The sequence below is a fragment of the Mycobacterium sp. PTI7 genome (assembly GCF_056679845.1).
In genome coordinates this window covers 1,384,426-1,397,489 of the sequence record NZ_CM155252.1, presented here as the reverse complement: position 1 = coordinate 1,397,489, position 13,064 = coordinate 1,384,426, and the positions used below count along the sequence as shown (strand labels likewise).

Annotated in this window: 16 protein-coding genes and 4 tRNA genes; 14 read left to right on the top strand and 6 right to left on the bottom strand. The window is 70.6% G+C overall.

The annotated features are described in order from the left end of the window. Positions 1–35 precede the first annotated feature (35 nt). A tRNA-Val gene (locus AC1MEY_RS06835) sits at positions 36–110 on the bottom strand. A 247-nt stretch (positions 111–357) separates the two neighbouring features. On the opposite strand from AC1MEY_RS06835, the gene AC1MEY_RS06830 reads away from it, so the two are divergent. From AC1MEY_RS06830 to AC1MEY_RS06815, 4 genes are all read left to right on the top strand, one after another. Beyond that, positions 358–430: transfer RNA gene (locus tag AC1MEY_RS06830), tRNA-Gly, on the top strand. A 28-nt stretch (positions 431–458) separates the two neighbouring features. Then, a tRNA-Cys gene (locus AC1MEY_RS06825) sits at positions 459–529 on the top strand. Positions 530–546: 17 nt separating this feature from the next. Beyond that, positions 547–621 (top strand) — tRNA-Val (locus AC1MEY_RS06820). A 92-nt stretch (positions 622–713) separates the two neighbouring features. Beyond that, positions 714–986, top strand: coding sequence for a hypothetical protein (locus AC1MEY_RS06815; protein ID WP_480229934.1), 273 nt, complete (start codon positions 714–716; stop codon positions 984–986). A 4-nt stretch (positions 987–990) separates the two neighbouring features. On the opposite strand, the gene AC1MEY_RS06810 is transcribed toward AC1MEY_RS06815, so the two are convergent. After that, on the bottom strand, positions 991–1,194 hold the full coding sequence (locus tag AC1MEY_RS06810) for a hypothetical protein (RefSeq protein ID WP_480229933.1): 204 nt from the start codon (positions 1,192–1,194) through the stop codon (positions 991–993). A 151-nt stretch (positions 1,195–1,345) separates the two neighbouring features. On the opposite strand from AC1MEY_RS06810, the gene AC1MEY_RS06805 reads away from it, so the two are divergent. The 6 genes from AC1MEY_RS06805 to AC1MEY_RS06780 all read left to right on the top strand — a co-directional run bounded on the left by AC1MEY_RS06805 (position 1,346) and on the right by AC1MEY_RS06780 (position 4,514). Next, positions 1,346–1,546 (top strand): three-helix bundle dimerization domain-containing protein, encoded by a 201-nt coding sequence (locus tag AC1MEY_RS06805; RefSeq protein ID WP_480229932.1) that lies wholly within the window; start codon positions 1,346–1,348, stop codon positions 1,544–1,546. A gap of 76 nt (positions 1,547–1,622) precedes the next feature. Then, positions 1,623–2,108, top strand: coding sequence for an SRPBCC family protein (locus AC1MEY_RS06800; RefSeq protein ID WP_480229931.1), 486 nt, complete (start codon positions 1,623–1,625; stop codon positions 2,106–2,108). Between the two features lie 53 nt (positions 2,109–2,161). Continuing rightward, positions 2,162–2,887, top strand: coding sequence for a Clp protease N-terminal domain-containing protein (locus tag AC1MEY_RS06795; protein ID WP_480229930.1), 726 nt, complete (start codon positions 2,162–2,164; stop codon positions 2,885–2,887). A 28-nt stretch (positions 2,888–2,915) separates the two neighbouring features. Further along, positions 2,916–3,338: a PPOX class F420-dependent oxidoreductase gene (locus tag AC1MEY_RS06790; protein ID WP_480229929.1), complete on the top strand. Its 423-nt coding sequence runs from the start codon at positions 2,916–2,918 to the stop codon at positions 3,336–3,338. A 73-nt stretch (positions 3,339–3,411) separates the two neighbouring features. Beyond that, positions 3,412–3,978: a hypothetical protein gene (locus tag AC1MEY_RS06785; protein ID WP_480229928.1), complete on the top strand. Its 567-nt coding sequence runs from the start codon at positions 3,412–3,414 to the stop codon at positions 3,976–3,978. A 5-nt stretch (positions 3,979–3,983) separates the two neighbouring features. Beyond that, a complete protein-coding gene (locus tag AC1MEY_RS06780; RefSeq protein ID WP_480229927.1) occupies positions 3,984–4,514 on the top strand; it encodes a GNAT family N-acetyltransferase in 531 nt (176 codons plus the stop codon). On the opposite strand, the gene zapE is transcribed toward AC1MEY_RS06780, so the two are convergent. Next, positions 4,515–5,567, bottom strand: coding sequence for a cell division protein ZapE (gene zapE, locus AC1MEY_RS06775; RefSeq protein WP_480229926.1), 1,053 nt, complete (start codon positions 5,565–5,567; stop codon positions 4,515–4,517). It lies immediately after the preceding gene. Here zapE and AC1MEY_RS06770 point away from each other — a divergent pair. From AC1MEY_RS06770 to msrB, 4 genes are read left to right on the top strand one after another with little or no spacing between them, the layout of a single operon-like run. Next, on the top strand, positions 5,566–6,387 hold the full coding sequence (locus AC1MEY_RS06770; protein WP_480229925.1) for a pyrimidine reductase family protein: 822 nt from the start codon (positions 5,566–5,568) through the stop codon (positions 6,385–6,387). The two genes, zapE and AC1MEY_RS06770, sit on opposite strands and share 2 nt — an antisense overlap. A 46-nt stretch (positions 6,388–6,433) precedes the next feature. Further along, positions 6,434–7,993 carry an alpha/beta hydrolase gene (locus tag AC1MEY_RS06765; RefSeq protein ID WP_480229924.1) on the top strand — a complete coding sequence of 520 codons (1,560 nt, stop codon included), beginning with the start codon at positions 6,434–6,436 and terminating at the stop codon, positions 7,991–7,993. Positions 7,994–8,025: 32 nt separating this feature from the next. Further along, positions 8,026–9,300: an arabinofuranan 3-O-arabinosyltransferase gene (gene aftC / locus AC1MEY_RS06760; RefSeq protein ID WP_480231340.1), complete on the top strand. Its 1,275-nt coding sequence runs from the start codon at positions 8,026–8,028 to the stop codon at positions 9,298–9,300. Then, positions 9,297–9,707, top strand: coding sequence for a peptide-methionine (R)-S-oxide reductase MsrB (gene msrB, locus AC1MEY_RS06755; protein ID WP_480229923.1), 411 nt, complete (start codon positions 9,297–9,299; stop codon positions 9,705–9,707). The genes aftC and msrB overlap by 4 nt, the downstream gene beginning before the upstream one ends. A 109-nt stretch (positions 9,708–9,816) precedes the next feature. Here msrB and hemQ read toward each other — a convergent pair whose 3' ends face one another. From hemQ to hemE, 3 genes are read right to left on the bottom strand one after another with little or no spacing between them, the layout of a single operon-like run. Next, on the bottom strand, positions 9,817–10,509 hold the full coding sequence (gene hemQ, locus AC1MEY_RS06750) for a hydrogen peroxide-dependent heme synthase (protein WP_480229922.1): 693 nt from the start codon (positions 10,507–10,509) through the stop codon (positions 9,817–9,819). Positions 10,510–10,514: 5 nt separating this feature from the next. Further along, on the bottom strand, positions 10,515–11,873 hold the full coding sequence (locus tag AC1MEY_RS06745; RefSeq protein WP_480229921.1) for a protoporphyrinogen oxidase: 1,359 nt from the start codon (positions 11,871–11,873) through the stop codon (positions 10,515–10,517). Then, complete coding sequence (gene hemE, locus AC1MEY_RS06740; RefSeq protein WP_480229920.1) at positions 11,870–12,955, bottom strand: uroporphyrinogen decarboxylase; 1,086 nt, start codon at positions 12,953–12,955, stop codon at positions 11,870–11,872. The genes AC1MEY_RS06745 and hemE overlap by 4 nt, the downstream gene beginning before the upstream one ends. Positions 12,956–13,064: the final 109 nt, after the last annotated feature.

Genomic DNA, 13,064 nt, shown 5'->3' with positions numbered 1-13,064 from the left:
TATCGCGCGTCCGCAACTCCGGACGACGCCACGTGTGGTGGTCCCGGCTGGTTTCGAACCAGCGACCTTCCGCGTGTGAGGCGGACGCTCTCCCCCTGAGCTACGAGACCGGGGACTCCGTCGACACTAGCCCGACGGACGTAGAAGATTAACACGGCCGTGGGTGCGCCCGGGAATCCCGACAGCGGCGGCTCCGACACGACTCGGCTACAGCGGGCTGGTGTCAGCGAGCCCGCCGTAGCGCGGCCGAGACCTTTCGAGTGCGTGAAGAACCGTCCTGGCGAGGGGATTTGTGTCGCCTCGCCGGATTGCACTAGTGTCGTGCTTCGCAACGGCCGACGACCTCGGCCGCAGCGTGCGGACGTGGCGCAGTTGGTAGCGCACAACCTTGCCAAGGTTGGGGTCGCGGGTTCGAATCCCGTCGTCCGCTCGGAGGGTGCAGTGGCATCAACCCCGACGGTGGAGTGGCCGAGTGGTGAGGCAACGGCCTGCAAAGCCGTGCACACGGGTTCGATTCCCGTCTCCACCTCCGACGAATGAACCCCGGCGCGATTAGCTCAGCGGGAGAGCGCTTCCCTGACACGGAAGAGGTCACTGGTTCAATCCCAGTATCGCGCACCAGCACGGCCCAGGCCCGGTTTCGACCGGGCCTTCGTCGTCTCCGGAGCCGCTCTCGCCGAGCCCGGTCGCGCACCACACGACACAATGGACTCATGACCGGCAGCCTCGAATACCGCACGGGCACGGCGTCGGTCACCCTGCCCGCGAGCCTGGGCCCCGCACAGCTGCGCGACGGTGTCCGCGAGGCGCTGCAGTCCCAGCTCGCCGCGACCGGTGAATGGCTCGCACAGTACGACTACGGCCCGCCGCGGCGGGCCGACGACGACTCGTCGCGCAGCTACGACGTCATGTACCGCACCGGCCCGCCCGCGGGCGAGCAGACGGGTCCCGCGCCGGCGGACGTGCCGCCACAGCTCGGCGTCTGATCCGCTACGCGGACTCCCGGTCGAACGCGTCGTACGCGTCGGCGATCAGGTGGACGGTGGCATCGGGGTGCTCGCGGGCGACCGCCGCGAGCGCCTGCTGCGACAGCGGGCCGAGACCGGCGTCGACCGTCGGCACCGCGCCGTACGCGAGCGCAGCCGACAGCAGTTCGGCGAAGGTCCTACGTGAGGTCGGCGGTTCGGCCAGCATGCCGTAAACGCTACGGGCATAGCGCAATTCCGTCTCGTCGAGCCGACCACAATTAACCAGATCGTCAAACTGGCCGCCCCGATCAGGACTGCGATGGACGTCACGTGTCCGGCGATTGACCGGCAGATGAACGGGGTGGGACCCTCTTGCCGTGGCACATACGAGTGAGCAGACCCAGATCGAGCACGTCGTCACCCGGCTCAGCGCCACGTACCCCGCAGTCCCCCCGACGCGCGTCGTCGAGGTCGTCCAGACCATCCACGCGCGATTCGACGGCCGCCCCCTGCGCGACTTCGTGCCGCTCTTCGTCGAGCGCGGCGCCCGCCGCGAACTCGCCGCGCTCGACGCCTGACGTCCGAGCGATCAGTTCACGACCCCGTCACCCCGAAACGGGACACGTCGCGCCGCGGGACTGACACCATCGGGGCATGACCGACCGCATCGAAGTCCAACGCCCCATCGCCGCACCGCCGTCCGAGGTCTTCGCGCTGCTGTGCGACCCGCAGGGACACGTCGCCATCGACGCCACCGGCATGCTGCAGAGCGCCGACGGCGAGCCCGTGACCGCGAACGGCGACAGCTTCGTGGTGCACATGGACCGCGAGGCGCTCAACGACTTCCCGCTCGGCAAGTACGACGTCACCGTGCAGATCACCGACTACGAGAAGGACGCCCTGATCGCCTGGACCATCGAGGGCCAGATCAAGCCGCAGATCGGGCACGTGTACGGCTACCGTCTCGAACCCGACCCGTCGAACCCCGGCGGCACGCTCGTCACCTCGTTCTACGACTGGAGCGAGATCGACCAGCACTGGCGCGACGCAGGCATCTTCCCGGTGATCTCCGAGACGGCTCTGCGCGGCACGCTGGGCATCCTCGACCGCACCGTGCGCCGCGGGTACCCGAAGGGCTGACGTGTCGTCAACCGATGGTTGACGGCATCTGATCGTCAACCTAGGGTTGACGCATGGCTCCGGCACCCGACATCACCCATCCCGTCCGCCTCGACGACCTCATCACCGCCATCCGGCAGGCCCACGACGAACCGCTCGAGCGACTCACCGACGCCGTGATCGCCGGCCAGGCCCTCGGCGACGTCGCCGATCACCTCATCGGTCACTTCGTCGACCAGGCCCGCCGGTCCGGCGCGTCGTGGACGGACATCGGCACGTGCATGGGCGTCACGAAGCAGGCCGTCCAGAAGCGCTTCGTGCCCAAGGCCGGCACCGTACCGATGGATCCCAACGAGGGCTTCGCGCGCTTCACGCCGCGAGCCCGTGCGGCCGTCGTCGAAGCGCAGACCGTGGCACGCGCGGCGGAGAACGTCGAGATCACTCCCGACCACCTGCTGCTGGGCCTCCTCGGCGACGACGAGTCGCTCGCGATCAGGCTGCTGGCGAGCCAGGGCGTCGACGCGGCGGGCATCCGCGGCGCCGTCGAGCTGCCGCCTGCGACCGGGGAACGCCACGAACTGATCCCGTTCAACGGTCCCGCCAAGAAGGTGCTCGAACTGACGTTCCGCGAGGCACTCCGCATGGGACACGACTTCGTCGGCACCGAGCACGTGCTGCTGGCCCTGCTGGAGTCCGAGGAGGCGGACGGACCGCTGCACAGCCTGGGCGTCGACCCGCAGAGGGCCGAGGCCGAACTCGCCGAGGCACTGCGCATCCTCGCCGGCAGCACGGGGGAATAGACGGGCGGCGTCCCCGGTAGTTACACGCATGACCCTCCCGGACTCCGCTCGCGCACTCATCGGCGACGGCGTGGACGCCACGCTCGTCACCATCAACCCCGACGGCAGCCCGCAGGTGTCCCTGGTGTGGGTGGCACTCCGGTCGACGCCCGACGGCGAGGAACTGGTGAGTGCACACCTCAGCGAGTACCAGAAGACCCGCAACGTCCGCCGCGACCCGCGCGTCGCCGTCACGATCGTCGCGCCGCCCGAGCCCGGTCAGCAGCGCAAGTACCTGTCGATCCAGGGCACGGCCCGCATCACCGAGGGCGGCGCACCCGAGCTGCTCACCGAACTCGCCGAGGTGCTGCTGGGCTCCAGCGAGCACTTCCCGCCCGCGGGCGCGCCCGAGGGGTTGCTGACCCGCATCCGCATCGACAAGGTCGGCGGCTCGGGGCCCTGGGCGTCCTGACCGTCGAACCCGTCGTCGGCCGCACCGCGATGTGCCATCATGCGAGGCAGCACACGACGGGAGCGAAGAGTCCATGAGCAGTGGCATCGGCACGGCACCACCCACGCGGACCGCATCGGGACGGTGGCTCGCGCTGGTCGTCACCGTACTGGCCGCGCTCGGACTGGGCGTCGCCCCACCCGCCGCCGCCGACCTCAACCCGATCGGCAACCTGGGCGACACGCTGCGCGTCGAGTACCGCGGCATCGTCGCCGACGTGACCGTGCACGACGTCCTGCCCACCGCTCCCCCGCCCGGCTACGCGCCCACCGGTTCGCCGCGCTGGCGCTACGAGGGCGGACCGTGGCGGGCCGGGGTCACCGTGCACACCATCAAGACGCCCGCCCCCTACGCGCAGTCCCTCGGCTTCGCGTTCAACGGCGTCACGCCGTACGGAGATGCGTACGCGCCCAAGGCCACCGACGCACCCGACGCCCTGCAGTACGCGCTGCTGAACGCGCCGGCGGGATCCACCGTCAACGGCGCCGTCTACTGGCAGGTCTACCGCGACCTCGTCACCAACGTGGTGCTGCTCGACCCCAAGACCGGCGAGCACCTGGCCCAGTGGAACATCTGGCAGCCGGGCGCGCCGCTCCCCTGAGTCCCATGCCCACCCAGGTCACCCCGGCCACCGTCGCCGACCTGTCGGACCTCGCCGACGTCGCCGCCCGCACGTTCCCGCTCGCGTGCCCGCCGTCGGCCACGGCGGCCAACGTCGCCGACTTCATCGCGGCCAACCTGTCCCAGGAGCGCTTCGCCGGCTATCTCGACGACCCCGCCCGCGAGGTGCTCGTCGGCCGCGTCGACCACCGGATCGTCGGCTACGCGATGCTCGTCGACGGCGTCGGAGACGACGAGGACGTGCGCCGCGCGGTGCCCCTGCTGCCCGCCATGGAACTGTCGAAGATGTACGTCCTGCCCGACGCGCACGGCGCCGGCGTGGCGGCCGCGCTGATGACCGCGGCACTCGACCGCTCCCGCGACCGCGGCAACGTGGCGACGTGGCTCGGCGTCAACCAAGACAACGAACGGGCGCAACGCTTCTACTCCAAGCACGGCTTTCTGATCACCGGCACCAAGACGTTCCGGCTCGGCGCGGGCGTCGAGAACGACTACGTGATGCTGCGCAGGGGATGACTACTCCTGGCCGGCGTGCGTCAGCGCCAGCAGCCGCGACGTGGCGCGCAGGTACTTCTTCCGGAACCCGCCCGCCAGCATCTCCTCGCTGAAGACCGTGTCGAGCTTCGACCCCGACGCCACCACCGGGACGCCCGCGTCGTAGAGCCGGTCGGTCAGCGACACCAGGCGCAGCGCCACGCTCTGATCCTCGATGGGGTGCACGCCGGTGATGAACACCTCGGTCACCCCCTCGATCAGCGCGTTGTACCGCGACGGGTGCATGGTCGCCAGGTGGGCGCACAGCGCGTCGAAGTCGTCCAGCGTCGCACCGTCGACGGTCGCCGACCGCGCCCGCACGTCGTCGTCGCTGGGCGGCACCGGCGCGGGCGGCAGGTCGCGGTGCCGGTAGTCCGGGCCCTCGATGCGGACGGTCGTGAAGATCTTCGCCAGCGTGTTGATCTCGCGCAGGAAGTCCTGCGCTGCGAACCGGCCCTCACCGAGTTGCTCGGGCAGCGTGTTCGACGTCGCGGCGATCGACACCCCGCGCTCCACCAGTGCCGACAGCAGCCGCGAGATCAGCGTCGTGTTGCCCGGGTCGTCCAGCTCGAACTCGTCGATGCACACCACCACGTACTCCGACAGCAGCTCGATGCACTCGACGAAGCCGAAAACGCCTGCCAGCTGGGTCATCTCGCCGAACGTCGCGAAGGCCGCGGGGCCGGCGTCGGCGCCCGCCAGCCGGTAGTAGGTGGACGCCAGTAGGTGGGTCTTGCCGACGCCGAACCCACCGTCGAGGTACACGCCCACGCCGGGCAGCACCTCGCGCTTGCCGAACATCTTCTTCTTGCCCGCACGCCGCTGCGCCGCCTGGGCGCAGAACTCCTCGCACGACCGGACCGCGTCGGCCTGCGACGGCTCGCCCGGGTCGGGCCGGTAGGTGTCGAACGAGACGTCGGCGAACGTCGGCGGCGGCACGAGCTGGGCCACCAACCGCTCCGGCGTGACGCTCGGATGGCGATCCACCAGATGTGCGGTGGTGCCGGATGAAGTGGAAGGAGAAGCCCCGTGCATGCAGGCACCCTATCGACGTGTTGCAATTGTCCACGTGTCCGAGGCCGACGCTGCGACAGAGCTCACAGAGCTGGGAGCCGTCGGCTCCACGTTCGACACCGACGACGACGACCGCCTGGCGGCGTTCTACGCCTATCCCGACGGGCTCGAGCGGTGCTGGGTGCGGGCCAACATGCTCTCCAGCCTGGACGGCGCGGCCACCGACGACGGCACGTCCGGCGGCCTGGCCGGCCTAGGCGACCGCGCGATCTTCCACCGCATGCGCCGCGAGGCCGACGTCGTCCTGGTCGGCGCGTCGACCGTGCGGATCGAGAACTACTCGGGCGCCCAGATGTCGCCTGCCGCGCGCCTGGAACGGCAGCGCCGCGGCCAGTCCGAGGTGCCGCCCATCGCGGTCGTCACCCACCACGCCGACTTCGAGCACGACGCCAAGCTGTTCACCCGGTCCGAGGTCCCGCCCCTGATCCTCACCTGCACCGAGACCGTCGACGACGCGTCCCGCCGGTTCACCGACACCGCCGAGGTGATCGACGCCTCCGGCAAGCAGCCCGACCGGGTCGACCCCGTCCGGGTCCTGGAGATCCTCGACGGGCGCGGCCTGCGCCGCGTGCTCACCGAGGGCGGCCCGTCCCTGCTCAGCCTGTTCATCGAACTCGACCTGCTCGACGAGCTGTGCGTGACGATCGCCCCCATCCTGGTCGGCGGCAATGCCCGGCGCATCGCCACCGGCTCCGGCGAGGCGCACACCCGCATGCGCCGCAGCCACCTCCTCACCGACGCCGAGGGCTACCTGTACACCCGGTACGTCAAGGCCGACTGAGCCCAGCGTCCGGGTCGCCACCCCCGCGATCGCTACTGTGGTCAGCATGCGTAGGCGTCGTCACCCATTCCGGGCCCTCTGCCTCGCGACCGTCGCGTCGGCCGTCCTGGCCGGGTGCGCGCCGATCCTCGCGGCCAACCCACGCTTCGCCACCGACTCCGGGGCCGGCCCGCAGGGTCAGCCCGAGACCACCCAGGCACAGGCCGGCCCGCCCCCGATCGAGGCACCCAAGAACGAGCTGGCCTGGCAGGACTGCACCAGCCGGGTGTTCCGCGATGCGCAGGTGGCCGCGCCCCCCGGCGTCACCCTCGACTGCGCCGACTACGACGCCGACCTCGACTCGATCAACGGCGCCAGCGGCAGCGTGACCATCGGCGTGGTGCGCGCCAAGTCGGTCGCCACGCCGGCCGACGCCGGGCCGCTGGTGATGACCACCGGAACCGACCTGCCGTCGTCGGTGCAACTGCCGATGTGGTTGGCGCGCAACGGCACCGACGTGCTGCGGACCAACTCCATCATCGCCGTCGACCGCCGCGGCACCGGCACGTCCGGCGAACTCGACTGCCGCGACCTCTTCGACCGCCAGGAGATGATCGACCAGGCGCAGTTCGAAGCCGGCAACGACCCCGTCGCCAACCTCGGCGCCATCGTGCAGACCGCGACCACGGCCTGCACCGACACCATCGCCCCCGGCGACTCGGCCTACGACAACGCCCATGCCGCCGAGGACATCGAACGCCTGCGCAGCACCCTGGACGTGCCCACGCTCGCGCTGCTGGGCATCGGCAACGGCGCGCAGATCGCCCTCACCTACGCCGGCACGCACGCCAACAAGGTGTCGCGCCTCGTCCTCGACTCACCGCTGCCGCTCGGCATCGGTGCCGAGGCCGCCGTCGAACAGCGGATCAAGGGCCAGCAGGCCGCGCTGGACGCGTTCGCCGCGCAGTGCATCGCCACGGGATGCGCGCTCGGTCCGGATCCGCGCGGCGCCGTCGACGCACTGGTGACCGCCGCCCGCGAGGGCCGCGGACCCGGCGGCGTCTCCGAGTCGTCCCTCGTCGACGCCATCACCACGGCGCTCGCCTTCGACCAGACGGGATCGCGCGGCACCCTCGCCACGGCGCTCGCCGCCGCCCGGGACGGCAACACCGCCGACCTCACCACCCTGATCAACCAGGCCGAGACGTTGCGTCACACCGACGGCCAGTTCGTGAACTCCTGCAGCGACGCGCTGAGCCGGCCGACGCCGGACCGGGTACGCGAACTGGTGGTCGGCTGGGGCCGGCTGTACCCGCAGTTCGGCCGCGTCGGCGCGCTCGACCTCGTCGACTGCCTCAACTGGCCCAGCAGCACGCCGCCCAAGGAACCGCAGAACCTGCGCACCCCGGTGCTGCTCCTGGGCGTCCAGAACGACCCGATCGTCGGCAACGAGGGCGTCGCCGCCGTCGCCGCGACCGTGATCAACGGCGGGGCCGCCAACCGCCGCGTCATCTGGCAGGGCATCGGCCACGGCGCCGCGACGTCGTCGCCGTGCGCGCTCGGCCCGGTCCTCGCGTACCTGCAGAGCGGTGCACTGCCGAGCACCGACACGTACTGCCCCGCCTGACCAGACCCCCGCCGACAGCGTTATAGGGTGCGCTGGTGGCGGTAGCTGACTCCCTGGTACGCGCGTTCCGACCGCGTACGTCCGCGCCCGACACCGCAACCGTGCTGCGGTCGGTGTTGTGGCCCATCGCGATCCTGTCGATCATCCACCGCACCTACGTGCTGGCCACCAACGGCTACATCACCGACGACTTCGGGCCCGTCTACCGGGCGGTCGTCAACTTCAAGCTCGGCTGGGACATCTACAACGAGCACTTCGACTACGTCGACCCGCACTACCTGTACCCACCCGGCGGCACCCTCCTGCTGGCGCCCTTCGGCTACCTGCCAGTCGACGCATCGCGCTACTGGTTCATCTCCTTCAACACCGTGGCGATCCTGCTGGCGGCCTACTTCCTGCTGCGGCTGTTCAAGTTCGGCCTCGCGTCGGTGGCCGCGCCCGCGCTGCTGCTGGCGATGTTCTGCACCGAATCGGTCACCAACACACTGGTGTTCACCAACATCAACGGCTGCATGCTGCTGGCCGAGGTGCTGTTCTTCCGGTGGCTGCTCGACGGCAAGCGCAACCACGAATGGCTGGCCGGCGCCGCCATCGGACTCACCCTCGTCGTCAAACCCTCGCTCGCGCCGCTGCTGCTGATCCCGGTGCTCAACCGCCAGTGGCGGCCGCTGGTGACGGCGATCGGCGTACCGCTGGTCTTCAACGCCGTGGCGTGGCCGATGGTGTCGGACCCGATGAACTTCGTCACCCGCACCATCCCCTACATCCTGTCCACCCGCGACTACTTCAACAGCTCGATCCTCGGCAACGGCGTCTACTACGGCCTGCCGACGTGGCTGATCCTGCTGCTGCGCATCGCCTTCGGACTGCTCGCGGTGGCCACCCTGTGGCTGCTGTACCGCTACTACCGCGAACGCGACCCGCTGTTCTGGATGCTGACGTCCTCGGGCGTACTGCTCATCACGTCGTTCCTGGTGCTCTCGCTGGGCCAGGGCTACTACTCGATGATGCTGTTCCCGTTCCTCATGACGGTGGTGCTGGCGAACTCGACGATCCGCAACTGGGTGGCCTGGCTGGCGATCTACGGCTTCATGACCATGGACCGGTGGCTGCTCGGCCACTGGCCGACGACCGGGCGGTTCCTCGAGTACTCGAAGATCACCTACGGCTGGTCGCTGATGCTCATCGTGGTGTTCAGCGTGCTGTACTTCCGCTACCTCGACGCCAAGTCCGACGGACGCCTCGACGACGGCATCGATCCGCCGTGGATGACGGACGCGCGACCTCGCGCTAGCGTTGAGGGATGACCAGCCCGAAGATCCAGCTCACCGACGACGAGTGGCGCACCAAGCTCAACCCGGCCGAGTTCGCGGTGCTGCGCGAGGCGGCCACCGAGCCGCCGTTCACCGGCGAGTACACCGACGCGAAGACCGAGGGCGTGTACCAGTGCCGCGCGTGCGGCGCCGAACTGTTCCGCAGCACCGAGAAGTTCGAATCCCACTGCGGATGGCCGTCGTTCTTCGACCCGGCCGACTCCGACGCCGTGATCCTGGTGTCCGACGACACGCTCGGCATGCACCGCGTCGAGGTCATCTGCGCCACCTGCCACAGCCACCTCGGACACGTCTTCGAGGGCGAGGGCTACCCGACGCCGACCGACCAGCGGTACTGCATCAACTCGATCTCGCTGAAGCTGGTGCCTGCCGAGGGCTGAACTCCCACTCCGTCCCGCGGGCTGAACTCGAACTCCGTCCCGCGAGCAGACGTGAACTCCCCTGCTCTGCCGCAAAAGAGGGGAGTTGACGTCTGCTCGTCGTGAAGAGCTACGGCAGGCGGGCGATCAGGTCCTCGACGGCCAGGCGCGGGCCGGTGAAGAACGGCGTCTCCTCGCGGACGTGGCGACGGGCGTCGGTGTAGCGCAGCTTCCACATCAGCTCGACGATGCGGCCGAGGTCCGGCCCCTCGAAGGCGAGGATCCACTCGTAGTCACCGAGCGCGAACGCCGGCACCGTGTTGGCCCGCACGTCCGGGTACTCGCGGCCGGCCATGCCGTGCTCGACGAGCATCTTGCGGCGCTCGTCGTCGGGCAGCAGGTACCAGTCCAGCGAGCGGACGAACGGGTAGACGCACACGTAGTCACCCGGATCCTCGCCGGCGATGAACGCGGGCACGTGACTCTTGTTGAACTCGGCTGGCCGGTGCAGCGCCACCACGCTCCACACCGGATCGCTCGCACGGCCCAGCGTGGTCTGCCGGAACGCGCGGTAGGTGGCCTGCAGGTCCTCCACGCGCTCGGCGTGCGTCCACATCATGAAGTCGGCGTCGGCGCGGAAGCCCGCGACGTCGTAGAGACCGCGGACCACGACCCCGCCCTCCTCCTGGTGCTTGAGGAAGGTGGCCATCTCGTCGACGAGTGCGGACCGCTCGTCCTCCAACGCCTCCGGCCGGACCGCGAAGACCGAGATCATCATGTAGCGGGTCACGGAGTTGAGTGCGTCGTAGTCGAGCTTCGCCATGTCTCCTATCGTGCCACGGGCGGGACCGTCAGCCGCGCGGCCGCCCGGGTGCCCGACGCCACACACGCCGGCACGCCGATGCCGTCGAGATAGCCGCCCGCGACCGCCAGCGTCGGCGGCAGCCCGGCCCGCAGTTCGGCGATCAGCTCGGGATGTCCCGGACCGTACTGCGGCAGCGCGTCGATCCAGCGCTGCACGTGACAGTCGACGGGTTCCTGCCGGAGTCCGAACAGGTCGCGCAGATCCTCGGCCGCCCAGGCGAGCAGTTCCTCGTCGCCGGTGTTGCGCGCGATGCCGTCGCCGAACTTGCCGTACGACAGCCGCAGCAGTTCGGCGTTGCCGCGTCTGCCCCACTTGCGCGACGTCAGCGTGACGGCCTTGGCGTGCAGGCGCTCACCGCTGGCCACCAGCACCCCGGACTGCTCGGGCACCGGGGTGCCGCCGGGCAGTGCCAGCACCACCAGCGCACTGGACGCGACCTGGATACGGGTGGCCGCCGCGGCCGTCCGCGGCGCGACGCGCTCGACCAGCCGGGGCAGGCGCGGCGCGGGCACCGCGACCACCACGCCGTCGGCGTGCCAGTGGGATCCGTCGTCGTCGAGCAGGTCCCAGCCGGTGGCCGACCGCTCGATGCGCTGGACGCCGACGTGCATCCAGCGGAACGCGGCGCGGCGGACGAGTTCGTCGATCAGCACCTGGTAGCCACCGTCGACGGCGCCGAACACCGGCGCATTCGTCGGCGGCGGGATGCACTGCCGCACGGCGTCGGTGAGCGACGGCGCGCCGCGGTCCAGGGCCGCCGCGAGCGTCGGCAGCGCCGACCGCAGCCCGATGGTCGCCGCCGAACCGGCGTACACGCCGCCCAGCAGCGGATCGACCGACCGCTCCACCACCTGCCTGCCGAACCGGTCGCCGACGAGTTCGGCCACCGACGGATCCGCGCCCGGCCGCCATGCCAGCGGGCGCCGCGCCTCGCCCGCGACGTGCGCGACGGTGGGATCGTCGACCAGACCGGCCACCGACTCCGCGGTCGCGGGGATGCCCTGCAGCGTGCCCGCGGGCATCGGCAGAAGCCGTCCCCGCGCGTAGATCAGTGGCCGCACACCGGTGGTGCCGACCTGCCTGGACGCCATCCCCAACTCGGCGAGCAACGCCGACACCTCGGGCCTGCGCGCGATGAACGCCTCCGCGCCGACGTCCACCGGCTGGCCGCCCACGCGCTCGGTGCGCAGCACGCCACCGAGCCGATCGGCGGGGTCGAACAGCGCGATCGGCGCGTCCGGTCCTGCCGCCAGCCGCAGGCGGTACGCGGCCACCAGTCCGGAGATGCCGCCTCCCACGACGCAGTAGGCGCGCGGACTCACAACGAATGCACCAGCGCCACTGCATCGGTGACGATGCCGGGATCGGTGGCGGGCAGGACGCCGTGTCCGAGGTTGAACACGTGGCCGGTGGCGCCGGCGTCGACCGCGCGCCTGCCGTCCTCGACCACCGACCGGACCGCCCGGTCCACCGCGGGCCACCCCGCGAGCAGCACCACCGGGTCGAGGTTGCCCTGCAGCGCCTTGCCGGGGCCCACCCGCGGCACGGCGTCCACCAGGGCGGTGCGCCAGTCGACGCCGACGACGGAGGCGCCCGCCTCCCCCATCGCGCCCAGCAGCTCGGCGGTGCCGACGCCGAAGTGCGTCATCGGGACGCGCGGTCCAATACCCGAGTCGCTGCGCTCCTGCCCCAGGTGCTCAGCGAGCTCAGCGAACACCCGCGTGCTGTGCGGCAGCACGAAGCTGCGGTAGTCGGCCAGCGAGAGCGTGCCCGCCCAGGAGTCGAACAGCTGGATGGCGTCCACGCCGGCCTCGAGCTGCGCGCGCAGGAAGCCGATCGTCACGTCGGTGAGCGCGGTCATCAGCGCGTGCCACGTCTGCGGCTCGCCGAGCATCATCGCCTTGGTGTGCTCGTGGTTGCGGCTGGGACCGCCCTCGACGAGGTAGGACGCCAGCGTGAACGGCGCGCCCGCGAAGCCGATCAGCGGCACGTCGCCCAGTTCGCCGGTGAGCATGCCGATGGCGCCGGCGACCGGCGCGACCGTCGCGGGGTCGAGCGGGCGGACCGCGGCGACGTCGGCGGCCGTGCGGATCGGGTGGGCGATCACCGGGCCGACGTCGGGCACGATGTCGAGGTCGATGCCCGCCGCACGCAGCGGAACGACGATGTCGGAGAACAGGATCGCGGCGTCGACACCGTGCCGCCGGACCGGCTGCAGGGTGATCTCACAGATGAGGTCGGCGTCGAAGCAGGCCTGCATCATCGTGTTCTTGGCGCGCAGGGCCCGGTACTCCGGCAGCGAACGTCCGGCCTGCCGCATGAACCACACCGGGACACGGGTGGGCTTGCGGCCGCCGGCCGCAGCCAGGTACGGGGAGTCGGGCAGGTCACGGCGGGTATTCATCGCCATCCATGCTGCCATGCCGCGGCGCTACGGCGCGCCTGCGCCGCCACCAGGGGAGATCGGCTAGCGTCAAACGCCGTGACCTCCGCCGAACCGGCTCCATTCCGTG